The 25,316-nt window shown below is 68.0% G+C and carries 28 protein-coding genes; 18 read left to right on the plus strand and 10 right to left on the minus strand.

Annotated features, from left to right (window positions below):
- Positions 1–33: 33 nt before the first annotated feature.
- Both QQS53_RS02945 and cobA read right to left on the minus strand, forming a co-directional pair.
- The gene (locus tag QQS53_RS02945; protein WP_472774433.1) at positions 34–1,038 is read right to left on the minus strand and encodes an HNH endonuclease signature motif containing protein; all 1,005 of its coding nucleotides are present in this window, start codon (positions 1,036–1,038) and stop codon (positions 34–36) included.
- A gap of 211 nt (positions 1,039–1,249) precedes the next feature.
- The gene (gene cobA, locus QQS53_RS02950) at positions 1,250–2,002 is read right to left on the minus strand and encodes a uroporphyrinogen-III C-methyltransferase (RefSeq protein ID WP_472774434.1); all 753 of its coding nucleotides are present in this window, start codon (positions 2,000–2,002) and stop codon (positions 1,250–1,252) included.
- Positions 2,003–2,044: 42 nt separating this feature from the next.
- Between cobA and QQS53_RS02955 the strand changes: the two genes are divergently transcribed.
- Together QQS53_RS02955 and manA are read left to right on the plus strand one after the other, a co-directional pair.
- Positions 2,045–2,983, plus strand: a complete 939-nt coding sequence (locus QQS53_RS02955; protein WP_472774435.1) for an exopolyphosphatase — start codon at positions 2,045–2,047, stop codon at positions 2,981–2,983.
- A 21-nt stretch (positions 2,984–3,004) separates the two neighbouring features.
- Positions 3,005–4,216 (plus strand): mannose-6-phosphate isomerase, class I, encoded by a 1,212-nt coding sequence (gene manA / locus QQS53_RS02960; RefSeq protein ID WP_472774436.1) that lies wholly within the window; start codon positions 3,005–3,007, stop codon positions 4,214–4,216.
- A gap of 79 nt (positions 4,217–4,295) precedes the next feature.
- Here manA and QQS53_RS02965 read toward each other — a convergent pair whose 3' ends face one another.
- Positions 4,296–5,063, minus strand: a complete 768-nt coding sequence (locus QQS53_RS02965) for a hypothetical protein (protein ID WP_472774437.1) — start codon at positions 5,061–5,063, stop codon at positions 4,296–4,298.
- Between the two features lie 115 nt (positions 5,064–5,178).
- On the opposite strand from QQS53_RS02965, the gene QQS53_RS02970 reads away from it, so the two are divergent.
- The 10 genes from QQS53_RS02970 (at position 5,179) to QQS53_RS03015 (ending at position 15,566) form a co-directional block, all read left to right on the plus strand.
- On the plus strand, positions 5,179–5,544 hold the full coding sequence (locus tag QQS53_RS02970; protein WP_472774438.1) for a DUF4259 domain-containing protein: 366 nt from the start codon (positions 5,179–5,181) through the stop codon (positions 5,542–5,544).
- A gap of 21 nt (positions 5,545–5,565) precedes the next feature.
- Entirely contained in the window at positions 5,566–6,183 is a 618-nt protein-coding gene (locus tag QQS53_RS02975; RefSeq protein ID WP_472774439.1) for a dTMP kinase, read from the plus strand.
- Positions 6,183–6,887, plus strand: a complete 705-nt coding sequence (gene mtrA / locus QQS53_RS02980) for an MtrAB system response regulator MtrA (RefSeq protein WP_472774440.1) — start codon at positions 6,183–6,185, stop codon at positions 6,885–6,887. Before QQS53_RS02975 ends, mtrA begins: the two co-directional genes overlap by 1 nt.
- A 75-nt stretch (positions 6,888–6,962) precedes the next feature.
- Complete coding sequence (gene mtrB, locus QQS53_RS02985) at positions 6,963–8,543, plus strand: MtrAB system histidine kinase MtrB (RefSeq protein WP_472774515.1); 1,581 nt, start codon at positions 6,963–6,965, stop codon at positions 8,541–8,543.
- Positions 8,543–10,285: an MtrAB system accessory lipoprotein LpqB gene (gene lpqB / locus QQS53_RS02990; RefSeq protein ID WP_472774516.1), complete on the plus strand. Its 1,743-nt coding sequence runs from the start codon at positions 8,543–8,545 to the stop codon at positions 10,283–10,285. Before mtrB ends, lpqB begins: the two co-directional genes overlap by 1 nt.
- Positions 10,286–10,297: 12 nt before the next feature.
- On the plus strand, positions 10,298–10,954 hold the full coding sequence (locus tag QQS53_RS02995) for a ComF family protein (RefSeq protein ID WP_472774441.1): 657 nt from the start codon (positions 10,298–10,300) through the stop codon (positions 10,952–10,954).
- Positions 10,955–11,181: 227 nt separating this feature from the next.
- Positions 11,182–11,859, plus strand: a complete 678-nt coding sequence (gene hpf / locus QQS53_RS03000) for a ribosome hibernation-promoting factor, HPF/YfiA family (protein WP_472774442.1) — start codon at positions 11,182–11,184, stop codon at positions 11,857–11,859.
- Between the two features lie 155 nt (positions 11,860–12,014).
- Complete coding sequence (gene secA, locus QQS53_RS03005; RefSeq protein WP_472774443.1) at positions 12,015–14,570, plus strand: preprotein translocase subunit SecA; 2,556 nt, start codon at positions 12,015–12,017, stop codon at positions 14,568–14,570.
- A gap of 35 nt (positions 14,571–14,605) precedes the next feature.
- The gene (locus QQS53_RS03010; protein ID WP_472774444.1) at positions 14,606–15,070 is read left to right on the plus strand and encodes a hypothetical protein; all 465 of its coding nucleotides are present in this window, start codon (positions 14,606–14,608) and stop codon (positions 15,068–15,070) included.
- Positions 15,071–15,113: 43 nt separating this feature from the next.
- Positions 15,114–15,566: a hypothetical protein gene (locus tag QQS53_RS03015; protein WP_472774445.1), complete on the plus strand. Its 453-nt coding sequence runs from the start codon at positions 15,114–15,116 to the stop codon at positions 15,564–15,566.
- 1 nt (position 15,567) lies between these two features.
- Here the strand turns inward: QQS53_RS03015 and QQS53_RS03020 are convergent, their stop codons facing one another.
- The gene (locus QQS53_RS03020) at positions 15,568–15,948 is read right to left on the minus strand and encodes a hypothetical protein (protein ID WP_070769712.1); all 381 of its coding nucleotides are present in this window, start codon (positions 15,946–15,948) and stop codon (positions 15,568–15,570) included.
- Positions 15,949–16,099: 151 nt separating this feature from the next.
- Between QQS53_RS03020 and QQS53_RS03025 the strand changes: the two genes are divergently transcribed.
- Positions 16,100–16,510, plus strand: a complete 411-nt coding sequence (locus QQS53_RS03025) for an HAD-IA family hydrolase (protein ID WP_070769713.1) — start codon at positions 16,100–16,102, stop codon at positions 16,508–16,510.
- A 1-nt stretch (position 16,511) separates the two neighbouring features.
- Positions 16,512–17,027, plus strand: coding sequence for a DUF6912 family protein (locus tag QQS53_RS03030; protein WP_472774446.1), 516 nt, complete (start codon positions 16,512–16,514; stop codon positions 17,025–17,027).
- A 22-nt stretch (positions 17,028–17,049) separates the two neighbouring features.
- Here QQS53_RS03030 and rsgA read toward each other — a convergent pair whose 3' ends face one another.
- Positions 17,050–18,057: a ribosome small subunit-dependent GTPase A gene (gene rsgA / locus QQS53_RS03035; RefSeq protein WP_472774447.1), complete on the minus strand. Its 1,008-nt coding sequence runs from the start codon at positions 18,055–18,057 to the stop codon at positions 17,050–17,052.
- The gene (gene aroA / locus QQS53_RS03040; protein WP_472774448.1) at positions 18,050–19,342 is read right to left on the minus strand and encodes a 3-phosphoshikimate 1-carboxyvinyltransferase; all 1,293 of its coding nucleotides are present in this window, start codon (positions 19,340–19,342) and stop codon (positions 18,050–18,052) included. Before aroA ends, rsgA begins: the two co-directional genes overlap by 8 nt.
- Before the next feature lie 20 nt (positions 19,343–19,362).
- Here aroA and QQS53_RS03045 point away from each other — a divergent pair, with 20 nt between their 5' ends.
- From QQS53_RS03045 to QQS53_RS03055, 3 genes are read left to right on the plus strand one after another with little or no spacing between them, the layout of a single operon-like run.
- Entirely contained in the window at positions 19,363–20,037 is a 675-nt protein-coding gene (locus QQS53_RS03045; RefSeq protein ID WP_472774449.1) for an SOS response-associated peptidase, read from the plus strand.
- A gap of 39 nt (positions 20,038–20,076) precedes the next feature.
- Positions 20,077–20,664 (plus strand): sigma-70 family RNA polymerase sigma factor, encoded by a 588-nt coding sequence (locus QQS53_RS03050; RefSeq protein ID WP_472774450.1) that lies wholly within the window; start codon positions 20,077–20,079, stop codon positions 20,662–20,664.
- A complete protein-coding gene (locus QQS53_RS03055) occupies positions 20,661–20,927 on the plus strand; it encodes an anti-sigma factor (protein WP_472773664.1) in 267 nt (88 codons plus the stop codon). The genes QQS53_RS03050 and QQS53_RS03055 overlap by 4 nt, the downstream gene beginning before the upstream one ends.
- A 145-nt stretch (positions 20,928–21,072) precedes the next feature.
- Here QQS53_RS03055 and QQS53_RS03060 read toward each other — a convergent pair whose 3' ends face one another.
- Positions 21,073–21,147 carry a 50S ribosomal protein bL37 gene (locus QQS53_RS03060; RefSeq protein ID WP_100227335.1) on the minus strand — a complete coding sequence of 25 codons (75 nt, stop codon included), beginning with the start codon at positions 21,145–21,147 and terminating at the stop codon, positions 21,073–21,075.
- A gap of 84 nt (positions 21,148–21,231) precedes the next feature.
- Positions 21,232–21,492 carry a WhiB family transcriptional regulator gene (locus QQS53_RS03065; RefSeq protein ID WP_070769720.1) on the minus strand — a complete coding sequence of 87 codons (261 nt, stop codon included), beginning with the start codon at positions 21,490–21,492 and terminating at the stop codon, positions 21,232–21,234.
- A 613-nt stretch (positions 21,493–22,105) separates the two neighbouring features.
- On the opposite strand from QQS53_RS03065, the gene QQS53_RS03070 reads away from it, so the two are divergent.
- Positions 22,106–22,579 (plus strand): hypothetical protein, encoded by a 474-nt coding sequence (locus tag QQS53_RS03070; protein WP_472774451.1) that lies wholly within the window; start codon positions 22,106–22,108, stop codon positions 22,577–22,579.
- A gap of 42 nt (positions 22,580–22,621) precedes the next feature.
- On the opposite strand, the gene QQS53_RS03075 is transcribed toward QQS53_RS03070, so the two are convergent.
- Positions 22,622–23,875: an Rv3212 family protein gene (locus tag QQS53_RS03075; RefSeq protein ID WP_472774452.1), complete on the minus strand. Its 1,254-nt coding sequence runs from the start codon at positions 23,873–23,875 to the stop codon at positions 22,622–22,624.
- Complete coding sequence (locus QQS53_RS03080; RefSeq protein ID WP_472774453.1) at positions 23,872–25,218, minus strand: DEAD/DEAH box helicase; 1,347 nt, start codon at positions 25,216–25,218, stop codon at positions 23,872–23,874. The genes QQS53_RS03075 and QQS53_RS03080 overlap by 4 nt, the downstream gene beginning before the upstream one ends.
- Positions 25,219–25,316 lie beyond the last annotated feature (98 nt).

Below are 25,316 nucleotides of genomic sequence, written 5' to 3' on the forward strand. Positions count from 1 at the left end.
CTTTGTTCTCTCGGCTTTGTTTTCACGGCGGGCCTAGGGCCCGCTGCTCCAGGGCGGGTCCCACGTGACTTCGCCGTGTCTTCGGTTGACCCTTCCGTGTCTGGGGTAGGCGGGGTCGTCGTCGTTCCAGGAGTTGTGGAACTCGCACAACAAGGTCAGGTTTTCTTGGTTGGTTTCTCCGCCGCCTGCCCAGGGGTGGATGTGGTGGACCTGGCACTCATCCGCAGGCTTCCTACAGTTCGGCCAGGCACAGGTGGTGGTCTCGGCTTTGGCCATGTCCTTCTGCTTGGGCGAGGCATGCCGTTGGTAACGGTATTGGTTGACCGGCCCGCGCCTCGGGTCCACCAGGGTGGCAAGGCCGGCGTCTAGGAGGCATTGGCGGACGTAGTCGGCACCGGTCATGGTGGTGCCGTTGCTTAGCTGCAAGGTGATCTCGTCCCCGTCGCCGGCGAGGATGCGCACCCAGTCGGGAAGGGAGATGACCACGTGGGTGGTCTTGGGTTGTTTTTCTAGGCCGCCGCTGAACAAGGCTTCCACGTCGGGGATGGTCTTAATGCTGGCCCAGAGGTTTTCTACCAGCTGCGGGTCCCCGGTGATGGAGAAGGTGCTGGGTCCGTCTTTGCGGCGGGTCACGCGCACGCCTTCGGCGGGTGGGGCCGGGCGGTTGAGTTCCAAGACTTTTTGGTTGGCCAGCCTGCGGAGTTGTTTGGTGGTGCCGGGGGTGTTGCACAGTTCGATGAGCATGGCCCAGGCGTCGCCCTGGTGGCGCACCCGGCGGAAGGCATTGTCCAACACCAGCAAAGTATCCAGGTGATGGCCCTGAGAAGCGGCGCCCCGGCGGGCGGCGGCTTGCTTGCGCGTATAGGACGTTTTCCCGAAGAAGGTTTGGCAGGCACGGTGCTGCGCGGCGGCGGCCACGTCGGACATGACAGCCTTCAAAGCGGGCAGGCTGAGCTGGCGGCACAGGTCCAGGTAGCTGATCCCGTCCGCGAAGATGGCGTGCGCTGCTTTGAGTGTGTCCATGGCTGTCGTTGTCATGACTCACACGCTAGAAGCACAGATCAACCCCTACAAGGGCCGGAATGCCGATCTGTGGATAACTCGGGGCAATATAACCGCCCTGCGTAAACCATCCACAGGCCGAAAACGGCCGTTTTTGCGGCACGAGCTGCCCAAAGGCCGAAAAATGGAGCAACGTGCCCAAGTAGGCGCAAAGCTGGTCTCAACACACGGCGCGGCTGTGGATAACTTAGGCCTCCGCGCGTAGTCCCGCGACGTCTCCAATGACGAAGACGGCCGGCGGCTGGATTTTTTCCTCCTCGACAATTGCGCCCAAGTGGGCCAGATCGGTGCGCACCACGCGCTGGCCGGACAGGGTCCCCTCCTGGATGGCGGCGACGGGGGTGTCGGCGGGGAGGGAGGCATCGGTGAGCGTGGAGGCAATCGCTCCGGCGTTGCGCACGCCCATGATGACGGCCAGGGTGGCCCCGGAGCGGGCGAGCGCCTCCCAGTCGACCAGGGAGCGCTCGTGGCCGGGTGGCAGGTGCCCGGAGACCACGGTCATGGCGTGGACCATCCCGCGCTGGGTCACGGGGATGCCCACGGCCCCGGGCACGGCGACGGCGCTGGTGACCCCGGGGATGACCTCGCAGCTTAAGCCGGCGGCGGCCAGCGCTTGGACCTCTTCGAAGCCGCGGCCGAAGACGAAGGGATCCCCGCCTTTGAGCCGGGCGACGCGGCGGCCGGCGCGGGCGTGGGAGATGAGCATCTCGTTGATCTTGTCCTGCGACGTCTGGCGCTTGTACGGCAGCTTGGAGACGTCGATGAGCTCCTTGCTGGCGATATCGCAGAGCTTATCCAGCTGCGCGGTCGGGCCGAGGTGGTCGGCCAGGATGACGTCGGCGTCCTGCAGGGCGCGCATGCCGCGCACGGTGATGAGGTCCCAGGCGCCGGGGCCGCCTCCGATGAGCAGGACGGGATGAACAACAGTGTTTCCGGTCATGATGTCGAAATAGTATAACCGGCGCTACTAAGGTGGGAAACCATGGAGAGCACACAGTGGACACCGGAGCAGGTGCGCTTTTTCGACATTGCGCACGAAGGGGCGCAATTACGCGCGCTCGCCGGCCAGGCGGCGGGTCTGAATGAATATCTGGCCGGCCTGCGCCCGCGCTCGGTCGTGGTGCTGGCCACTGACCAGGTCGCCGCCGCGGCCGCCGGCGCGCTCGCCCAGGCCTACCTGCCCCAGGCTCACTGCCCGGTGGTCGTCGCCCGCGCGCTGCCGGCCTACGTCGGCGCCCTCGACATCGTGGTGACGGTGGGGGAGGCCGCGGACTGCGAGTGGGCATCGCGGGCCATGCTCACCGCCCAGCAGCGCGGCGCCGCCACGGTCTTTGCCGGCCCGCCCGGGCCCCTGGCCGACGACGTCGCTGACGATGCCTTCTTGTTCACCGCCCTGCCCGACGTCACCGGCCCCGCCCCGGCCCGCGTGGCGGGGGCGCTCTGGCTGGTCCTGGGCGGCGACCCGCAGCCCTTGGGCGACGCCGCCGACGCCGTCGATGCCGAACTAGCCGCCTGCGCCCCCGACCGCAGCGCGGATACCAACCCGGCCCGGCAGCTGGCCGCCTTCGCCGCGCAGGCGGGAGGCAGCGGGGTGATGCACTCGGCGCCGATGGGGCAGACGGTGGGTGCGGCGGTGGCATCGGTAGCCGCGGCGGTCTGGGCCACCCGCGGGCGCTCCGGGACCGTCGTGGAGGCGGCCCAGCTGCCGCAGGCCCTGGATGGTGCCGGCACACAGCAAGCTGACGATATCTTCTACGATCCTTTTATAGATGGTGCGCTAACCTGGAGGGTGATTTTCTGGGGGCAGGAGGAGGCGAACCTGCCCCATAGCCTGGCTGTCAACGCGGCGGAGGGAAGCGAATTCTCCCGCGCGCTGCAGCTTTTGACGCGCGCCTATGCCGCGACCGCCTTCGATGAATGAGGAAGAGGACTCATAAACCGCATGAAGTTGCTCGATAGTTCCGTGCGTAACTATTCGTGGGGATCCAAGACCATGATCCCGCAGCTGTTGGGCCAGCCTGAGGGGGATAGCCCCGTGGCCGAGCTCTGGTTCGGCGCCCACCCGGCCGCGCCGGCGACGCTGGAGGGAACGCGCCTCGACGAGGTTATCGCCGGCGACCCGGAGACCCACCTGGGTCAGCGCGTGCGCCGCGAACACGGCGACCGCCTGCCCTTCCTGCTGAAGCTGCTGGCCGCCGAGGAGGTCCTCTCGCTGCAGGCGCACCCGTCCAAGGCCCAGGCCGAGGAGGGCTTTGCCCGGGAAAACGCCCAGGGCGTGGCCCTGGACTCGTCGCAGCGCAACTACAAGGACGACAATCACAAGCCGGAGCTCATCGTCGCCCTGACCGAGTTTTACGCCATGGCGGGCTTCCGCCCGCTGGCGCACACCCGCGAGCTCTTCGCCGCGCTGGACTGCGCCAGCCTGGACCGCTACCTGTCTATGCTGGACGACGACCCCGCCGCCGAGGGCGCCAGCCTGCGCGCGCTGTTTACCACCTGGATCACCATCCCGGCGGGCGTGCGCAAGGAGCTCATCTCCGACATCGTGACGGCCGGCGAGCGCCTTGTTGCCGCCCCGGCCCCGGGCACCCCGGAGTGGATTGTGCGCGACGTGCGCACGGTGCTGGGGATCAACGAGCAGTACCCCGGGGACATCGGCGTGCTGGGCGCGCTGCTGCTCAACCACATCGTGCTGCAGCCCGGCGAGGCCGTCTTCCTGGCCGCGGGGCAGCTGCACGCCTACGTCCACGGCCTCGGCGTGGAGCTGATGGCCAACTCGGACAACGTGCTGCGCGGCGGGCTCACGCCCAAGTACGTCGACGTGCCGGAGCTGGTCAAGGTCCTGGATTTCCAGGCCGCCGCCGACCCGCAGGTCCACCCGGGGGAAGTGAGCCCGGCCGCAGGCTGCGAGGTCTTCGACTACCCGGTGCCCATCGACGAGTTCTCCCTGCGCCGTTACGCCCTCGATGCCGGCGCGCAGGCCACCCTCGAACTGGACGGGCCTGCCATCGTGCTGTGCACCCGCGGCGACGGCGCCACCGCCGGGGACCTCAACCTCACCCCGGGCCGCGGCGCCTGGGCCCCGGCCGCCGAGAGCCGCGTCCACTTGGCAGCCGGCGATAGTCCGGCGGAATTCTTCGTCGCGAGCGTCTAGGCGTCAGCCGCCAACGCGTCAGACGCCCGCGCGCTGGAGACGCCTTGAGCGCCGGCCTGCCGCGCGCCGCAGCCAGCGCCTAGTTGTTGCCCTGGCCCGCGGTTTCCTCCGTGGGCTCGGGCGCGTTTTGCGTCTCGGCGCGTTCCTTTTCGGCCGGCGGGGCCTGTAGCTGCGGCGGCTCGGGCAGCAGATCGGAGATCTGGATGTCCAGGTGGCCGTTGTTCTCCTCGGCCGGCAGTCCCGGCACGGTTGGGGACGGCTCCGGCTGGTTCGGGCTGCTCGGCTGCGGCTCGTTCGACGTGGACGGCTTCTCGCTGGTATCTGGGCGGGTGGTCTGCGTGGGCTGTGCCGGCTGCGTCGGAGCGATCGGCTGGACCTGCTGGCCCGAATCCTGCGTGCCTTGCTGGCTCTGCTGACCCTGCTGGTTCTGCTGACCCTGCTGGTTCTGCTGACCCTGGGACGCGGAGAGGTTGTCCGGGCGGTAGTACGTCGTCGGCGCGGCGGGCCCGGTCTGGGCGTCGACCACGGCGTTGGGGGCCAGGAACGGGTCGTTGGCCTGCGGGGCGGAGTAGTTGGCGTCCTCGCGGGTAGCGCGCTGGTTGTCGTCGTTGTCCTTGGCGTCGTCGCGATCGCGGCTCTCGGAGGGCGCGGTGCTGGACGCGGAGCTCGACGAGGTCGTCGCCTTCTCCTCGGAGCTGGTTAGCTGCTTGTTGGCCACCGGCGTGGCATTATCGTCCATGGAAGAGGACTTGGGCGCACCGAGGTGCCAGACGCTCACCCCGACGCCGGCGGCCACTAGCAGGCCGACGACGACGAAGATGACGACGCGGCGCGTATCCGTATTCACCGTGCGGTCCCCTTCCGTGGTAACAAGTCGATAACAACAGTACCATGCACCTTAACGTCTGATACCCGACTTCCGCTAGTGCGGGAGCCAAATTCACCTTGCGAAGGAGATCACAGTGAGCACCTGGGACGAAGAGATTTTCACCCGCGACAGCAACACCGATTTTCTCGATGAGCTGTCTGCCCTCGAAGAAGAGGAGGTCGTAGAAGCCGTGCGGGACGCCGTCGTCCTGGCCGCCGACTCCGCCCAGCCCACCGACGAGGAGCTAGCCAACGGCCTAGCCGCAGCCACCATCGCGGCCATCTGGTCCGGCGCGCCGTTTAGCGCCGGCGACGTCGTGGCCGAGTACCCGTTCATCCGCTCGCTGGCCGGCAGCTCCGACGAACAGCTCAACGAAAAGGCCGCGGAACTGCTGGAAAACGCCGAGCCAGGCGAGGCGGACGACGCCGACATCGAGCCCTTCCTCGAGGCCCTGGCATAAGGGAGTAGGTGACGCACTGCTGTGATTATTGCCATAGAGGGCATCGATGGCGCGGGCAAGAACACGTTGGTGTCGCGCCTGCGCGAGGCGGTAAGCCGGGAGATCCACACGCTGGCCTTCCCGCGGTATGCCGACTCCATCCACGCGCAGCTGGCCCAGGACGCGCTGTACGGCCGTATGGGGGACATGACGGACTCGGCCTACGCGATGGCCACGATGTTCGCCCTGGACCGCTGGGGCGCGAAAGACCAGCTGCTGGCGGCCCACCGCGCGCCGGAGGTGTGGGTGCTGGACCGCTACGTGGCATCGAATGCGGCGTATTCGGCTGCGCGCTTGCGCGATGAGGCGGTGGCCGACTGGGTCTACCATCTGGAATTCGAGCGGTTGGGCCTGCCGAAGCCGCACCTGCAGGTCTTCCTGGACACCGACGTCGACCTGGCCGGGGCCCGGGCCCAGGGCCGCGCGGCTGACGATGCCACCCGGGCCCGCGACGCCTACGAAAAGGACGCCGGCCTCCAGGCACGCACCGCGGCGGCCTACCGCGCGCTGGCCGACCGCGAGTGGGCGGGGCGTTGGATAGCTACCGCAGATAGCGATATGATTATCCAAGCTGTACGACAACTGGTAGGGGAGAAGTAGTGGCACCGACAATCCTGGTGGTCGATGACGACCCGGCGATCTCGGAAATGTTGACCATCGTTTTGGAGTCTGAGGGCATGGAGCCCATCGCCGTGACCGACGGCAACGACGCGGTGCCCATGTTCCAACGCCACGACCCGGATCTGATCCTGCTAGATCTCATGCTGCCGGGTATGAACGGCGTGGACATCTGCCGCAGCATCCGCCAAAGCTCCTCGGCGCCGATCGTCATGCTGACCGCTAAAACGGACACCGTCGACGTCGTGCTAGGCCTAGAATCCGGCGCGGACGACTACATCACCAAGCCGTTCAAGCCGAAGGAGCTGGTGGCCCGCATCCGCGCCCGCCTGCGCCGTACGGATACCGCGACGACGGAGATGATCGAGGTCGGCGACTTGGTCATCGACGTGCCGGAGCACACCGTGACCCGCCGCAACGCGGACGGGTCTTCCCGCGAGCTGAACCTGACGCCGCTGGAATTCGACCTGCTGGTGGAGATGGCCCGCCGCCCGGGCCAGGTCCACACCCGCGAGGAGCTGCTGGAGAAGGTCTGGGGCTACCGGCACGCCTCCGATACCCGCCTGGTCAACGTCCACGTCCAGCGCCTGCGCGCCAAGATTGAACACGACCCGGAGGATCCCCAGATCGTGCTGACCGTGCGCGGCGTGGGCTACAAGGCCGGCAAGCCGGCCGGCGCCGAATAAGCCGGGGGAGTAACAGCCATCCTGGACCGCATCAGACAATTCCGCGATTCCGCCATCCAGTGGTGGCGCACCTCCCTGCAGGTGCGCGTCATCGGCCTGATCTTCATGACCGCCACCGTGGTGATGGTCATTTTGACCTACGCGCTGGTCTCCGTGTTGACCTCCCGCCTGGTGGACCAGAAGCAGGACGTGGCGCTGCAGGAGCTGGAGCGCGCCCGGATCGCGGTGGAGCAACAGATCGCGGCCACGGGCACGGCCAACTCGGTGCAGGTGCGCATTAATTCCGCGCGCGCCTCGCTGACGCAGCTGGGCTCCCAGAGCGGCGAGACGCAGGCCTCCTACGAGCCGGTGATCGTGGTCAACGGCTCCGACGGCTCGGTGACCACCTCGCCGGAGGGCTACCGCATCCCGACGGAGCTGCGCAACGGCGTCTCCCACGACCAGGTCATGGTCCAATACGCGCCCATCGACCACGGCGACGGCACCAAGTACAACGCGATGATCGTCGGCACGCCCACCGAGTCCGATATCCCGGACACCCAGGTCTACCTGGTGATGAGCATGGAGTCGGAGGAAGCCACGCTGGCGCTGATGCGCGGCCTGCTCTCGGCGGCCGCGGTGGTGGTCATCGTGCTGCTGGTCGGCATCGCCTGGCTGGCCACCCAGCAGGTGATTACGCCCATCCGCTCGGCGTCCCGGATTGCCCAGCGCCTGGCGGCCGGGCACCTGCGCGAGCGCATGGCCGTCGAGGGCGAGGACGAGATGGGCAGCCTGGCCCAGTCCTTCAACGACATGGCCGACAAGCTGTCCAAGCAGATTACGCAGCTGGAGGAGTACGGCGACCTGCAGCGACAGTTCACCTCCGACGTCTCGCACGAGCTGCGCACCCCGCTGACCACGGTGCGCATGGCCGCGGACATGATCGCGGCGAACGCGGACAGCCTGGACATCTCCACCCGCCGCGCCAGCGAGCTGATGAGCCGCGAGCTCGACCGCTTCGAGGAGCTGCTGGCGGACCTGCTGGAGATTTCGCGCCACGACGCCGGCGTGGCGGACCTGTCCACCAACAAGTTGGACCTGCGCAACTGCGTCACGAACGCCTTCGGGCAGGTCGACCACCTGGCCGACGAGCTGGGGGTGGCGGTCAACCTGCACCTGCCGGACGAGCCCATCAGCTTCGAGGGCGACGACCGCCGCGTCCAGCGCATCCTGCGCAACCTGCTGGCCAACGCCATCGACCACTCGGAGGGCAACCCGGTGGACGTGCACCTAGGAGTCAACGACACGGCCGTGGCCGTGACCGTCACCGACCAGGGCGTGGGCCTGAAGGAGGGACAGGAGGAGCTGGTCTTCAACCGCTTCTGGCGCGCGGATTCCTCCCGCAAGCGCCACTCGGGCGGGACCGGCCTGGGCCTGGCTATCGCCCGCGAGGATGCCGTGCTGCACAGCGGTACGCTGGACGCGACTGGTGTCTTCGGCCGCGGGTCCTGCTTCCGCCTGGTCCTGCCGCGCGTGCCCGGCGAGGCCGTGGAGGAGGCCCCGCTGGACCTGTACGTGCCGGAGCCCAAGGCGCTGGCACAGCCGCAGGGGCTGGCAGAGCCGCAGGCATCGAAGGCCCCGCAGGAACCGAATGAACCGAAGGGAGGCCAGCCGTGATGCACAAGACCCACCGGCGCCCGACCCGCCCGGCCCGTCCGGCCCGCGCCGTCCTCGCCGTCCTGGCCGCGACGTCGCTGACGCTTAGTGCGTGCTCGACGCTGCCGCAAAACTCCAGCCCCAAGGTGCTGCACTCCTTCGAGCCGGCCGCCACCCCGGAGCCGTCCATGGGCCCGCGCGCCGGGGAGGAGCCGGACCTTTTGCTGCGCGACTTCTACGCGGCCTCGGCGCTGCCGGCTGGGGATTATTCGGCCGCGCGATCGTTTATGACCGAGGAGGCGGCCGGGGACTGGGACCCGGACCAGCAGGTGCTCATCGTGGACTCGCTGGACATTATCACCGCCGCCGAGGCCGACTCCGCGGAGGGCGGCCGCAGCTTCAACGTGCGCGGCTCGGTCATCGGCACGCTCTCGGAGGGAGGGTCCTATACCTCCGAAAACGGCGACTTCGAGGCCCAGGTCCACATGACGCAGGTGGACGGCGAGTGGCGGATTTCGGATCTGCCGGAGGTCGTGGTCATCGAGCGCACGGAGCTGCGTAACCGCTACCAGCCGCATGCCCTGTTCTTCTACGAGCACACCGGCCAGGCGCTGGAAAGTGATCGCCGCTGGCTGTCCACGGGCCAGGAGTCCCTGGATACCGAGCTCATCACGCTGCTTTTGCAGGGCCCGGCCGAGGAGCTGGCGCCGGCGACGATGTCGGTGGTGCCGCGGGAGGCGAACTTTGGCGGCATCGAGGACGGGGTCTACCACTTCACCGGCATGTCGGACATGAGTCAGGAGGACCGCACTCGGTTTGCCGCCGAGCTGGTCTGGACCCTGTCCACCGCCGGCATCCCGGGGCCCTACCGGGTCGTGGCCGACGACGCCCCCTTGGTCGAAGGCCTCGACGAGCTGACCACCGACGACTTCGCGGACTACAACCCGAAGGCGAACACGGACGCCGCCACCTCGCTGTACGCGGTGACCAACGGCAACGTGGTGCGCCTGACCGGCAACGAGACGCAGCCGCTGAACAACCCGGCGGCGAACGCGGGCAACGTGGAGTCGGCGGAGATCTCGGCGGAGGAGACGTTCGCGGCCGTGCGCAAGAAGGGCGCGGAGAAGACCCAGCTGGTGCTGGGGACGCTGAACGGGGACGTGGCGGAGTCCTTGGAGGGTGAGAGCATCACCCGGCCCACCTTCGGCATTACCGGCCGGGGCGCGTGGGTCGCGGTCGACGGCAAGAAGATCTACCGCGTGGTGCGCTCGACTACCGGCGAGGTCACCGAGCAGCCGATCAACGCGGACGCGCTGGATCACATCGAGGGCGAGATCTCGGTGATGCGCCTGTCGTCGACGGGCGCGCGGGTGGCCTTCATCATCGGGGGCGCGGTCTACTCCGGCGTGGTGGCGCAGGAGACCGACGGCGATTACCGGATCGTCAACGTGCGCGAGCTCGACTCGGAGCTGGGCCGCAACGCGCTGTCGCTGGACTGGCAGCCGGACGGCTCGCTGGTGGTGGGCACCTCGTCCACGGAGACGCCGATCTGGCGCATCGAGCAGGACGGGTCCTCCCTGACCACGCTGCCCAGCGGCAATATCACCGCCCCGGTGGTCTCCGTGGCGGCCTCGCCGACGACCGTCTACCTGACCGACGCCAACGCCCTGCTGCAGCTGCCGGCCGGCGAGTCCGACTCCGTGTTCTGGCGCGAGGTCCCCGGCCTCCAGGGCGTGCGCGCGGCCCCCATCGTGGGCAACTAGGCGGCGCGCGCGATGGGGGTCTGGCAGCAGGTCGGGGAGCTGTTGGTCCCGCGCGCCTGCGCCGGGTGCCAGGCCCCGGGCCAGGTGCTGTGCGCGGCCTGCCGGGAGCACCTGCGCACCCCGCCGCACCGGATCAGCCGCCGCACGCTGCTGGACCCGCCCATCTTTGCGCTGGGTCCGTATTCGGAGATCCGCCGCAACCTCATCATTCAGATGAAGGAGTACCACAACCAGGCGGTGCGCCCCTTTGCCGGCGCGGTCATCGCCGCCGGGCTGGAGCAGCTGGTGGCCCAGGGCGTGCTGCCGCCGCGGCTGGTGGTGGTGCCGGCGCCGACGCGGGCATCGTCGGCCAGGGCCCGGGGCGGGGACCCGGTGCTGCACATGTGCCAGCACGCGGCGCGCCTGCTCGGCGACGGCCTGCCGCTGACGGTGGTCAACTGCGCGCGCCTGCGCCGCGGCGTGGCCGACCAGTCGCGGCTGAACGCAGACCTGCGGTGGGCGAATATGCGTGACGCCGTGGCTGTCGATGCCGACCCGCGGCTGGTGGGCCGGGCCACCGTCGTGGTCGACGACGTGGTGACCACGGGCGCGACACTGATCAATACCGCCGACAAGCTGCGGGCGGCGGGGGCGCTGGTGCGGGCGGGCTTGGTGCTGGCGGACGCCTAGAGGGGGAACGGCGTGGGGGTAAACAGAAATGTAATTCCAACCTTTGGTGGGGGATGGTTATGACCACTGGTATGATGAGGGGTGTCACAGGTTGAGGTTTTAGCCTCCGGATTCACACGGTTTCCGCCGGTGAAGGCCCGGGGCGGCGATCTCAGCAGGACGAGTCCAATAGTCCCCCGGGGGCGCCGGGATTGCGCGCCCCCAGCCAAATCTAGGGAGGCAAGTCAATGACCGAGCCACAGGCCACCAACGCACAGGTAACCATCACGGGGCGCAACGTGGAGGTGCCGGAACACTTCCAGGAGCGCGTCTCCGGCAAGCTGGCCAAGATCGAGCGGCTGGATCCGACGCTGACCTTCTTCCACGTCGAGCTGCAGCACGAGCCGAACCCGCGCCGTGACTCCCAGTCGGACCGCATCCAGATCACCGCCACCGGCAAGGGTCATATCGCCCGCGCGGAGGCCAAGGAAGACTCCTTCTACGCCGCGCTGGAGACCGCCCTGGCCAAGATGGAGCGTTCCCTGCGCAAGGTGAAGGTCCGCCGCGAGAACGTCAAGTCCGGCCACCGCGCCCAGAAGGGCACCGGCGAGATCGCCGCGGAGATGGTCGCCGAGGCCGAGGCCGAGCGCAAGGCCGCGCCGGCGAAGGAAGATCGTTACGTCGATCCGTACGCGGATTCCATCGAGGAGCAGCGCCCGGGCCAGATCGTGCGTACCAAGGAGCACCCGGCCAACCCGATGACCGTGGATGACGCGCTCAGCGAGATGGAGCTGGTGGGTCACGATTTCTACCTGTTTATCAACTCCGAGACCCAGCAGCCGGCGGTCGTCTACCGCCGCCACGCCTTCGACTACGGTCTTATCACCCTGACCGAGGACGCCGAGGGTGCGCAGGCTAACAGCTAGCTAGCCCGCCCTGCGCCCAGCTGCCCGCCCGCCGGGCACTGGGCGCTTTTTCGTGTCTTTTTGGGCCGGGGCGGAGACAGTTAAGGCGCCGTTGGTGGGTACAATGGCACGGAGTTAACTAGTTTACGTGTCGCGACAAAGAAGGAAACTACTACGTGTTAGGACTTTCGAAGCTGCTGCGTGCCGGCGAAGGGCGCACCGTCAAGCGTCTGGAAAAGATGGCCGACCGTGTCATTGCCCTGGAGGATGAGTACGCCGCCCTCAGCGACGACGCGCTCAAGGCCAAGACCGACGAATTCAAGCAGCGCCTCGCCGATGGCGAGGAACTCAACGACATCCTGCTGGAGGCCTTCGCCACCGTCCGCGAGGCGGCCTGGCGCGTGCTCCAGCAGAAGCACTTCCGCGTCCAGCTGATGGGCGGCGCGGCCCTGCACTTCGGCAACGTCGCCGAGATGAAAACCGGTGAGGGCAAGACCCTGACCTCGCTGCTGCCGGCCTACCTCAACGCCCTGGACGGCAAGGGCGTGCACATCGTCACGGTCAACGACTACCTGGCCAAGCGCGACGCGGAGATGATGGGCCGTGTCCACCGCTGGCTGGGCCTGTCCGTGGGCGTCATCCTGTCCGAGATGCGCCCGCCGGCGCGCAAGGAGGCCTACGCCTGCGACATCACCTACGGCACCAACAACGAGCTGGGCTTTGACTACCTGCGCGACAACATGGTGCGCAGCCTGAACGACATCGTCCAGCGCGGGCACAACTTCTGCATCGTGGACGAGGTGGACTCCATCCTCATCGACGAGGCCCGCACCCCGCTCATCATCTCCGGCCCGGTAGACGGTTCCTCCCAGTTCTACGGGGTCTTCGCGCAGCTGGCCCCGCGCATGCGCGAGGGCATCCACTACGAGGTCGACCACAAAAAGCGCACCGTCGGCGTGCTGGAAGAGGGCGTGGAATACGTCGAGGACCAGCTGGGCATCGATAACCTGTACGCCCCGGAACACTCGCAGCTGGTGTCCTACCTCAACAACGCGCTGAAGGCCAAGGAGCTGTTCACGCGCGACAAGGACTACATCGTGCGCAACGGTGAGGTCATGATCGTCGACTCGTTCACCGGCCGCGTGCTGGCGGGCCGCCGCTACAACGAGGGCATGCACCAGGCCATCGAGGCCAAGGAAAACGTCGAGATCAAAAACGAGAACCAGACGCTGGCCACGGTCACGCTGCAGAACTACTTCCGCCTCTACGACAAGATCTCCGGCATGACCGGTACCGCCGAGACCGAGGCCGCCGAGCTGCACTCCATCTACGGCCTCGACGTGGTGCCGATCCCGACCAACAAGCCGAACCAGCGCAAGGACCACTCCGACCGCATCTACAAGACGCAGGAGGCCAAGTTCGCCGCGGTGGTCGACGACATCGCCGAGCATGTGCAGAACAAGCAGCCGGTGCTGGTGGGCACCACCTCCGTGGAGCGCTCCGAGTACCTGTCGCAGCTGCTGGACAAGCGCGGCATCCAGCACACCGTGCTCAACGCCAAGCACCACGAGGAAGAGGGCAACATCATCGCCCGCGCCGGCCGCCCGGGCCAGGTCACCGTCGCCACCAACATGGCCGGCCGCGGTACCGACATCGTGCTGGGCGGTAACCCCGAGGTCATCCTGGACATGAAGCTGCGCGAGCAGGGCCTGGATCCCTTCGAGGATGAGGAAAAGTACCAGGAAGCCTGGGACAACCACATCGAGGAGGAGAAGGAACGCTCTAAGCGCCTGGGCGACGAGGTGCGCGAGGCCGGCGGCCTCTACGTGGTCGGTACCGAGCGCCACGAGTCGCGCCGTATCGATAACCAGCTGCGTGGCCGCACCGGCCGCCAGGGCGATCCGGGCGAGACCCGCTTCTACCTGTCCATGCGCGACGAGCTCATGGTGCGGTTTGTGGGCCAGTCCATGGAGAACATGATGAACCGGCTGAACGTGCCGGACGATGTCCCGATCGAGGCCAAGATGGTCTCCAACTCCATCAAGGGCGCGCAGGCCCAGGTGGAAAACCAGAACTTCGAAATGCGCAAGAACGTCCTGAAGTACGACGAGGTGCTCAACGAGCAGCGCAAGGTCGTCTACGGCGAGCGCTACAAGATCCTGGACGCCGGCGACATCAAGGACAACATCCGCTCCATGATTGATGACACGGTCTCGGACTACGTGGCCGCCGCCACCGCCGCCGGCTACGTCGAGGACTGGGACCTGGACAAGCTCTGGCAGGCCCTGGACTCCCTCTACGGCCCGTCGGTGTCTGCCAAGGAGCTGGTGGAAGGCTCCGAGTACGGATCGCCGGGCGAGCTGAGCGCGGAACAGCTGCGCGACGCCCTGACCGACGACGCCCAGCACCAGTACGACGAGCTGGAGGAGAAGATCTCGGCCATCGGCGGCGAGAAGCAGATGCGCAACACCGAGCGCATGGTCATCCTGCCGATTATCGACCAGAAGTGGCGCGAGCACCTCTACGAGATGGACTACCTGAAGGAGGGCATCGGCCTGCGGGCGATGGCGCAGCGCGACCCGCTGGTCGAGTACCAGAAGGAGGGCGGCGACATGTTCCGGGCCATGAATGAAGGCATCAAGGAAGAGACCGTCCGCCAGCTCTTCCTGCTGCGCAAGCAGTTCGCGACCGAGGAGGAAAACGCCGAGTCCGGCTCGACTTCCGAGGCCTAAAGCGGTCTAGACCCCGCTAGGAAAGCAGGTTTCCCATGGTGGCAGTCACCGTGACCTGGGCGCTGTTTAGCGTCCTGTTGGTAGCTGCCGCCATTTTTTCTGTCCGGCGGGCCCGCGCCGGTCAGGGGGTCGCTGCCGGCTTCGTCGGGGGCGTCGGCGCCTGGCTGCTGAGCCTGGGTTGGGGCAACCACACCCACTATGCCGTGTGGCAAATTGCCGTGGCAGCCATCGCCGTGGTGGCGCTGACCGCCGCGGTGGCTTGGCGCGTTCCCCGCACCGGCGCCGGCGCGCTGGGCGCGGTGACCGGTCCGACGCTGGGGTTTGGCTTCGCCTGGTCCGTGCAGGCGGGGCTCAGCGACTCGACCGGCATGTGGCCGGTCGGCCTCATGGCGCTCAACACCGGTCTGGTGGTCGGCTTGGGCGTGGTCGTCGGCCTCGTGTTCTGGTCCCGCCGCCGCGCGGAGCACGGAAATTCTGCGTCGCCGGCCGGCTTGAGGTAGGCTTAAGTCCTTGATAAGTACCTACTAATCGACTGGAGTTTTTATGCGAACGCCGCGCCGCCGAAGCCGTCTGGCTTCCCTGTCGGCCTTGGTGACCGCAGCGTTGCTGGGCGCGCCGACGGGGGCGAGCGCCGCGCCGACGGAAAACTACCGCGCCGATAGCTACGAATCCCGCACCGCACTAAGCGGCGGGCAGGAAACGGTAGGCGAGTGGCTCGATCGCGTCGAGGCAGAACAGGGCCAAGCCGGCCAGGCAGGCCGGGCAGATGGCGGTGCCGTAGGGCGAGCGGCCGACAACGCCGCCGCGCCGGACGCGTACGGTACCGAAAACGACCACGGCGCCGCTGGCAGCGCTGCTAGCGATGCCGACGCCGGGGTGCCCGTGTGGGGCATCGGCGCCGCGCTGGGTGGGATCCTGGCGGCGGTGGGGGCATCGGCAGCCGCGTGGTCTTCCGTGGACTGGACGCAGGTCCTGATGTTTTTGGGCTCGTTCTAGGCTAGAGCAGCCGGAAGGACACGAGCCGGTGCTGCTCGTAGGAACCGGTGAACGCGTGCTGCGTGACGCCGATGGTGGCGGTGCCGTAGAACTCCCCGTTGGCGTGCGCGTGCACGGCGACCAGATCGTGGCGCGCCGGCAGGCTGAACCCGCGCGTGCGCAGCCAGGCGGATAAGTGGTTGGCCAGCCGCGGCGGGAAGCGCTCGGAGCGCACGTGGCTGAGCGGGCGGCGGCCGGCGGCGGTCTCGATGACCTGGCGGATAAGCGTCTGGGCGCGCTCCTTGACCTCCTCGTCCATCGGCGTGGGCTGCCGGTCGTAGGAAATCGGGTCGGCCGGCACGTACAGCTGCAGGTGGGCGAATCCGGGAATGGGGGCATACATAGGCCGTATTCTGACACGCGCGGGGCCGGTGCGCAGGCCGAGGCGCGGAAGCTGTGAGCTTGCTGAAAGGGGTGGGGGCGCGCGCACTGCCTCTTCGCTATAATTTGCGGGGTTAGAGGGAAAAAACCCGAAGCGAGAAGAAAGAGAACTCATGCGTGGTTTGATTGTGGACTACGTCGGCGTGCTCGACGGCACCGACGAAGACGTGAAGCGCTGGCGCAACCTCCTGGCCGCAGCCAAGGCCCAGGGCGTGGCGACGGCCATCTTGTCCAACGACCCGGGCGGCCCCGGCGCCGAGGCAATCCGGGAGTGGGAGTACCGCGGCATCGTGGACGCGGTCATGCTCTCCGGCGAGATCGGGGCGGAAAAGCCGGAGCTCGCGGCCTTCCAGGCGGCGGCCGACGCCCTGGACCTGCCGGTCAACGACTGCGTCTTCGTGGACGACAACATCGTCAACGTCAAGGCGTCGGTGGAGTTCGGCCTGCTGGGCATGCTGTACACGGTCTTCGACCGCACCAGCATTGAGATCCAGGCCGTCTTCGACATCGAGGGCGAGTTCTAAGATGACTGATTGTCGCGTCTACCTGCCGGCCACCTTTGCCATGCTCACGGAGCTGAAGGAGACCGGCCAGCTGCACGCCCGCTCGGGCTGGGGCTTTATGGTCACCGACGCCCTGCGTGAGTTCTACACCGCCGGCGACGAGGAAGAGATCGCCTACTCGGCCTTCCTGGAGGCCTCCATGGCGTCGCTGCGGCTGCTAGCCATCGGCGACGAGGAGCACTTCCCGCACCGGCGCGTGGTCATCTCCGTGGACGTGCCCGCCGAGGCGGTCACCCCGCAGCCGGAGATGGGCGAGCCCGTGGTGAAGCTGGAGCCGGCGCTGGTGACCACCGAGCAGCTGGCCGCCATCCACGTCGACATCGAAGAGTCCGAGGCCGCGACCGCCAAGGCCATCGAGGTCATCGACACCGCGGACCTGGGCGACGAGGACGCGGAGCTGGCCGTCGGCGACGCCCTCGACAACTTCATGGCCTTCTACGACCCGAGCGAGCTGCCCTTCCTGGTGGAACTGCTCTAGGGGGGCAGCGGCTAGGGCTGGGTTAGTTTTCCCAGTCGACGTTGGTGCGCAGCGCGGCCAGCAGCTTGCGCACCGCGGCCGCGCGCCGGGCCGAGGCCGAGTCCGGGGGGATGAGCGCGGGATCGTCGAGCCCGCACTCGGGATCGGCCGGGGGACCGGCGTGCGTGCACCCGCGCGGGCAGGACTCGGCGGCCGCGGCGAGATCTTCGAAGACGCCTAAGACGGTGTCGGCATCGACGTGCGCGAGCCCGAAGGAGCGGATGCCGGGGGTGTCGATGATCCAGCCGTTATCGCCGGGCAGCGGCAGCGCGACGGACTGGGTGGAGGTGTGCCGGCCCTTGCCCACCGCGGAGACCTCGCCGGTCTCCCGGTCCGCGTCCGGGACCAGCCGGTTGACCAGCGTGGACTTGCCCACCCCGGAGTGCCCGATGAGCGCGGTGATGTGCCCGGAGATCGCGTTGCTGACCTGCTCCAGGCCGTCGTCGAGACCGGCGTAGACCACGCTGATGTCCAGGTCGGCGAATTCCGCGGCGAAGGGGGCCGGGTCGGCCAGGTCCGTCTTGGTCAGGCACAGGATGGGGTGGACATTGCCCACGAAGGCGGCCACGAGGGCGCGCTCGACGAAGCCGGAGCGCGGCGGCGGATCGGCCACCGCAGTCACAATCAGCATCTGGTCGGCGTTGGCCACGACGATCCGCTCGTAGGGATCGGTGTCGTCGGCGGTGCGGCGCAGCACGGAGCTGCGCTCGGCGAGCTTGACTATGCGCGCGAGCGTGTCCTTGCGGCCCGAGGTGTCCCCCACGACGCCGACGCGGTCGCCGACCTCGATGGCGGTGCGGCCCAGCTCGCGGGCGCGCATGCAGGTGACCACGGGGCCGTCGTCGAGGGCCACGCCCCAGCGGCCGCGGTCCTTGGTGATGACCATGCCGAACTTGGCGTCCTTGTGCTTGGGGCGGTCCTTGGTGCGCGGCCGCGAGCCCTTGCCGGGGCGGACGTGGACGTCGGACTCGTCGTAGTGGCGCCTAGGCATGCGCGCTGCCTTCGGAGACCATGGTCTCCCAGAGCTCGGCGAAGCCGGGGAGGGTCTTCGCGGTGGTTGCGATGTCCTCGACCTCGATGCCCTCGACGGCCAGGCCCAGGATGGCCCCGGCGGTGGCCATGCGGTGGTCGGCGTAGGTGTGCCAGCGGCCCGCGTGCAGGGGCGCCGGGGTGATTTCCAGCCCGTCGGGCAGCTCGCGGACGTTGCCGCCCAGGCCGTTGAGCTCCGTGGCCAGGGCGCTGAGCCGGTCGGTCTCGTGGCCGCGTAGGTGGGCGATGCCGGTTAGCCGGGAGGGGCTTTCGGCCAGCGCGCAGAGCGCGGCCACGGTGGGGGTCAGCTCGCCGAGGGCGGACATGTCGTAGTCGATGCCGCGCAGGCGGGCGCCTGGAGAGCCCACGACGGTGACCTGCCCGTGGGCCTGCTCGACGGTGACGGACATGCGGAAGAGCACGTCGCGGATGAGATCCCCGGCCTGGGTGGTCACGGCCGGCCAGTCGCGCACGGTCACGCGCCCGCCGGCCACTGCCGCGGCGGCCAGGAACGGGGTGGCGTTGGACAGATCCGGCTCGATGCTCCACTCGCGGCCGTTGATGGGGCCGGGGTGCACGGTCCAGGTGTCCCCGTCCTCGTCGACGGTCACGCCGGCCTCGCGCAGCATGGCCAGGGTCATCTCGATGTGCGGGCGGGAGGGGATGGCGCCGCCGACGTGGTGGACGGTGATGCCGTTGTTAAAGCGCGGGGCGGCCAGCAGGAGGCCGGAGACGAACTGGGAGGACTGGGAGGCGTCGATGGTGACCTCGCCGCCGCGTGGGGTGTTAGAGGCGGAGATGCTAAACGGCAGACTGTCGCCTTCGGCGTCGACCGTCACGCCCAGGTCGCGCAGGGCGCCCAGGATGGCGCTCATGGGGCGCACGCGGGCCTGGTCGTCGCCGTCGAAGGCGACCGGCTCGCCGGCCAGGGCCGCCACCGGCGGCAAGAAGCGCATCAGGGTGCCGGCCAGGCCGCAGTCGATGTGCCCGCCGCGCAGCTGGCCCGGGGTCACGTGGATCTCCGGGCCGGTGGTGGCGTCCTGGACTTCGATTGCGGCGCCGAGCTCGCGCAGGGCGGCGATCATGAGCTCGGTGTCGCGGGCGATGAGTGCTTGGGTGATGACGGAGGGGGCATCGGCAAGCGCGGCCAGGACCAGGGCCCGGTTGGTCATGGACTTGGACCCGGGGACGCGCTGCTCCCAGCGCAGGGGGCCGGTGGGATGCGGGGCTAACCAAAAATCTGCCATATAGGCCATAATAGAGGTTCATGTGTGGTCGTTTTGTCTTGTTCAGCGAGTCGTTGCTCGATTCCGTCGGTGCGCTGGAGGGAATCGCAGAAGTTTCCGCGCCCGCGGGCCTGCCCGGGCCGCGGTACAACATCGCGCCGACCCAGAAGGTGCCCGTGGTGCGCATCCAGGCCGCCTACGCGCAGGTGGATCCGGGGCGCTGGGCGCTGCTGCCGCACTGGAAGAAGGACTTAGACGGCCCGCCGCTGTTTAACGCCCGCGCGGAGACGGTGCAGAAGAAGCCGTCGTTCCGGGACGCGTTCGCCGGCCGGGCCGGCTCCGGGCGCTGCCTCATCCCCATGGACGGCTACTACGAGTGGCACGACGACGGCACCGGCAAGAAGCCCTACTACGTGCGGCTGGGTGACGGCCAGATGATGTGGGCGGCCGGCCTGTGGGCCACGGGGCTGGACCAGCTCTCGGCAACCATCGTGACCACCGCGGCCACCGAGGAGATGGCCTGGCTGCACGACCGCCTGCCGCGCTTTTTGGCCGCCGGCGAGATCCGCCAGTGGGTGGAGGGCACCCCGGAGGAGGCCGCCGAGCTTTTGCACCCCAGCCCGGTGACCGGGTGGCAGGTGGACCAGGCGGCGAAGGAGGTGGGCAATATCCGCAACGATTACCCGGAACTTCTGCCCCAAGGCGCCGGGGCCTAGGATGGTTGGGGCAGAAAGCTCATTTAAAGGAGTACGTTAATGGCGAAAGACCGGGCCGCCTCGTTCGAGGAACAGGCCATGCCGCTTCTGGACCAGCTCTACGGGGGAGCGATGCGCATGACGCGCAACCCGCAGGACGCCGAGGACCTGATCCAGGAGACCTATCTGAAGGCGTATAAGAACTTCGATTCCTTCAAGCAGGGCACCAACCTGAAGGCGTGGCTGTACCGGATCATGACCAACACGTACATCAACTCTTATCGCAAGGCGCAGCGCCGCCCCACGCAGTCCTCGGCGGACGAGCTGACCGATTTCCAGCTGTACACGACCTCCGGACACGACTCGACGGGCCTGGAGTCCGCGGAGGTCGCCGCGCTCAAGGCCATGCCGGACACGACGATTTCGGAGGCGATGAACGACCTGCCGGAGGACTACCGCATGGTGGTCTACTACTCCGATGTGGTGGGGCTGGCCTACAAGGAAGTCGCGGAAGTGATGGATATCCCCTTAGGTACGGTCATGTCGCGGCTGCACCGGGGAAGAAAACTACTGCGAAAAGCGTTGAAGGATGTAGCACGTGAGCAAGGCATTGGGCTCAACCACCCAGATATGGAGGCAGACAAGTGAGCAACTGCAACCACCGCGGGGCTTGTGACTGTTCTTCGCAGGAGATAGAGGCGCTGCTGTGCCGGCTGCTGGACGAGTCGCTGAGCCCGCAGCAGCGCGCGGCCGTCGAGGCGCGCATAGCCGAGTGCAACGTGTGCATGGAGCGCCTGGAGACCGAGCAGATCGTGCGCCGCCTGGTGCGCACCTGCGACAAAGCCACCCACGCCCCGGAGACCTTGCGGCAGCGGATCACCGTCCAGATCCGCTCCATCCGCTACCAGTAAATAACACAGCCTCCCCGCGCCGGCTCTTCTCCGGGTCCCGGTAAACACGGCCGGGGAGGCCAAGACACAACAAGCCCGCCGCGGCGGGGGCTTACGCTGTGAGGCGTTATCCCCGCTGCGGCGGGCTCGGTGTTTTTAGCTGTGATTATGCGTTAGGACGCTTGCCGCGGTTAGCGGACTTCTTCCGGCGATCCTTACGCTTACGGCCACGCTTGCTCATGGTGGTACTCCTTTGCAGAGAGCGGTTAGATGAACTGGTAATAACTGTAGCGGCAGGCAACGCCGGGGGCGAAATTGCCCTACCTTAGGCGGAGACGCGAGCGCGTCCGCGGCCGCGGTTGCGGCGGCGCTTCAGGGCGCGGCGCTCCTCCTCGGACAGGCCGCCCCACACGCCGGCGTCCTGGCCGGACTCCAGGGCCCACTTCAGGCACTGGGAGGAAACGGGGCAGCGGTTGCAGACCAGCTTGGCCTTGGCGATCTGGGTGAGGGCGGGGCCGGAGTTACCGACCGGGAAGAACAGCTCGGGGTCCTCGTCGCGGCAAATTGCTTCGTGGCGCCAATCCATGATTGATATCTCCTAACAAATTTTCGACAGCGTTTAACACCGGTGCCTGGAGCCGAATTCGGGAGCCACCACAAATGGCGCACCGAAAATCAGAGCCAAGCCCTAATGTCATGGGGTTTGCGTGCCAGGGCCGGTCTGCAACGCGGGGTGTCTGGTCTCGAGGTCAGGCCTCCGCTTGCCGCCATGGTTTACCTGGCGTTCACTCTGCGTTGGTGCAGAGTTTGGAGCTGGTTAAGCAGCTCGTCTTTTTTGCTACCTGAAGATAATGACACGTTTACAAAGACTTCGCTAGGGTTAAAGGCTAAATTGTGGCCAACATCACCGAATTATATGTCGGTGGCTTGGGGAGCTTTCGCCGAATTTCAGGCAGCTGACAGGTACTAATAGCGCGCTGGCCTGCGCGGACAGTTTTTGTCTGCTAAATGCCTAAGGTATGCCTAGGTCAAATCCGGACCGGCGGACCACACCCGAGCGCGGTGGATCGGGCGCCCGCTCAGTGCCCTATCAGTGCCCTAGACAATGCGTTTAACATTACGGCGGCTAAACCCGCCTTTAAGCTTCGGAGGCTATGGCGAGTGGAGGCGCGCGGGCGGGAAAACGTAGACTAAGCGCCGTGAGCTCTAAGAAATCGACATCCGCTGCTTCCGCCGCTGGCAACTCGGCCGGCCGCGCCGGTGGGCTGGGCGCCCCAGCGACGGTCCGCCTGGGGGCCGGGATCGGCATCGTCCAGTCCATCGCCGTCATCATCTTCGGCATCTTTTTGATCGTGCACGAAGCCACCCACCCGGAAAACCCGTCGCTGGTCTCCGAGACCGCCGCGACCGACTACCTGGGCCTGGGCACCGCGATCTTCATCTTCATCGTCTTCGGCTTCGTCATCGTGGGCGCTATCGCCATGACGCGCGGCCGCCGGTGGGGGCGCGGCGCGGTGCTGCTGGTGCAGTTCATCCTGGCCGCCAGCTCCTTCCAGATGTTCTCCGGCGGGGCCATCGCCCTCGGCATCGCCACGCTGGTATCCGCCCTGGCGGGCATCTACCTGCTGATGGTCAACCCCATCTCGCAGGAATGGTTCCAGCAGAACTTCTAGGGCGGGCCTCAAGGCCCGCGTAGCCAGAGCAGGCCCAGGCAGCTAGGCCCGCGCGGCCTGCAGGGCCACCAGCTGCCCGCCGCGGGCCTCGACCAGGTTGCTGCCGGCGACGGTCAGGTGGACCGGGCCGCGGTAGGAGCCGCGGTCGACCGGCACGGTGCGCTCCGTCTGGCCGGTCTTCCAGTCGTAGACGGCAATACCGTCTGCGGTGGGCACCAGCAGGCGGTCGCCGATGGCCGCACCGGTGCCGAGCGCGCCGTCGAAAACGCGGGTGACCTTGAGCTCGTTGGGGCTGAAGAGGTACAGGCGGGCGCCGTCGAACCACGTCATGTGGTGCGGCAGGTCCGCGGTGGCGGGCTGAAACAGCGTGGGGGAGTTGCTCACGGCCGGCGAGGAGGGGACGGCCTGGCGGTGCGTGACGGTGCCGTCGTCGCTAAAGGAGATGAGCTCGGGGGTGTCACCTTCCGCGTAGACGGTGGCCGCGGACTGGCCGACGGCGACCAGCCGGGCGGAGGCGGCCTCGACCTCGGCGGTGGCGTTGACGTCCGGGGTGCGGGAATCCTCCGGCTCCGTGGTCTGGAAGCGCAGGAAGTCGCGGTTGGCGGCGTCCGGGCAGGTCTCCGAGACGACCAGCAGCTCGGTGCGGGTCAGCGCGGAGTTGATGGTGCACTCCGGGTGCGGCTGCGTGTGGGCCTCCTGCGGGGCGGGGATCTCGCCGTATTCCACCGTGCGCACCATGTCGGAGCGCCACAGCTCGACGCGGTCGGTTGAGGCGGTGCCCACCCGGTCGTTGGAGCTGACCGGCACGGTCTCCTCCGAGTTCAGCGCGCTGCGGGTGTCCGAGTACTGGCCCGTGGTGGCATCGATAGCCACGGTGTCGCCGCAGCCGACCGAGGTGCGGTAGGTGGCCACGACCTTGTCCCAGGCGGTGGCCAGGCTGCACAGTGGGGCATCGGTGCGGGTATAGGACCAGAAGTCCTGGCCTTCGGTATCGACGGCGCGGACGGTGTCCCCGTCGGCGGCGATGATGAGCCCGTTGGTGGCGATGGGTTGGACCCCGGCCGAGGTCTGCGGGGCGGCGCCGTTGGCTAGCGTGAAGGCCGGGGTTACCTGCGCGGGGATCTCCGCCAGCGTGGCGGGGGCCTCCGGGACCGGCTGGTCGGCCGGGTGCAGGTCCGCGGCCCTTAGGGAGCCGGAGAAATAGGCGCCGACCACCGCGACGACGCAGACTACTGCGATGACCGCGGTGAGCACCCAGTCGCGGCGGGAAGCGCGCAGCACCACCGCGCGGCTCATCGCTTCCGGCCCCGTGCTTGAGGCGCGGTCCGGGGGCGGCGGGGGCGCCCGGAGCGGCGCTCGCGCCCGGGCCGCTTGCGGTCCCCGCCCACCACGGCGCGGGCCGGGCCGACCGACTCCTCGGCGTCTTCCGGGAAGCCCAGGACCTCGGCCAGCTCCGGGGAGGTGCTGAACCAGGTGGGCAGGTCGTGCTGGCCCAGGTCCAGCTCGGCATCGATAGCCTCCCACTTAGCCTGCTCGTCGTAGCCGACCAGGGTGATGGCCGTGCCGGTGTCGCCGGCGCGCCCGGTGCGGCCGATGCGGTGGACGAAGGTCTGCGGATCGTCCGGGACCTGGTAGTTGATGACGTGGGTGACATCATCGATATCGATGCCGCGCGCGGCCACGTCCGTGGCCACCAGCGTGGAGACCGCGCCGGAGCGGAAGGCCTCCAGCGAGCGCTCGCGGGCGGCCTGGCCCATGTCCCCGTGCACGGCGGCCACGGCGAAGCCGCGCTGGGCCAGGTCCTCGGCCACCTGGGCGGCCGAGCGCTTGGTGCGGGTAAAGATGATGGTCCGGCCCCGCCCGCGGGCCTGCAGCGCGCGGGAGAGCACGGCCAGCTTGTCCATGCGGTGGGCCAGGAAGGAGATCTTCTTCGTCGAGGCGTGGGTCTGGTTGGCCTCGCCGGACTCGGCGCGGATGTGCACCGGCTTGTCCATGAAGCCGCGGGCCAGCGACAAGATGGCACCCGGCATGGTGGCCGAGAACAACATCGTCTGCTGCAGGCTGCCGGCCACCGCGCCGGCGAGCTTCTCAATATCGGGCAAAAAGCCCAGGTCCAGCATCTCGTCGGCCTCATCTAGGACCAGGATGGCCACCGCGTCCAAGCGCAGGTGGTGCTGGGCGTGCAGGTCCAGCAGACGGCCCGGGGTGCCGACCACGACGTCCGCGCCGCGTTCCAGCTCGGAGATCTGCTCGGCATAGGGCCGCCCACCGAAGACCGTGACCACGCGCAGCGGCAGGTTGGCCGCCGCCGCCCGCAGGTCGTCGCCGACCTGGTGGGCCAGCTCGCGGGTGGGCACCACGATGAGGGCGTGCGGGGTGCCGTCGCACTCCGGCAGGGCCGCGTCGTCGAAGACCCGGTCGAGCAGGGGAACCCCGAAGCCCAAGGTCTTGCCCATGCCGGTGCGCGCCTGGCCGATGATGTCGGCGCCCTTGAGCGCCAGCGGCAGGGTGAGCTCCTGGATGGCGAAGGTGTGGGTAATGCCCTGGGCGGCCAGGGCATCGCAGATCTCGGCGGCCACACCTAGGCGAGAAAACGTCGGGGTCGGCGGTACGGTGGAAGGCGTTTGCGAGTCAGACACACCTCGATACTAACCGGCACGGTTATAGTGGGGGCCATTAGATTGTTTGGCTTTGCGCTCAAACAGCAGGAATTGGCGCACCGCGGTGCGCCGGAGAC

This window comes from Corynebacterium sp. 2571A (assembly GCF_055700935.1).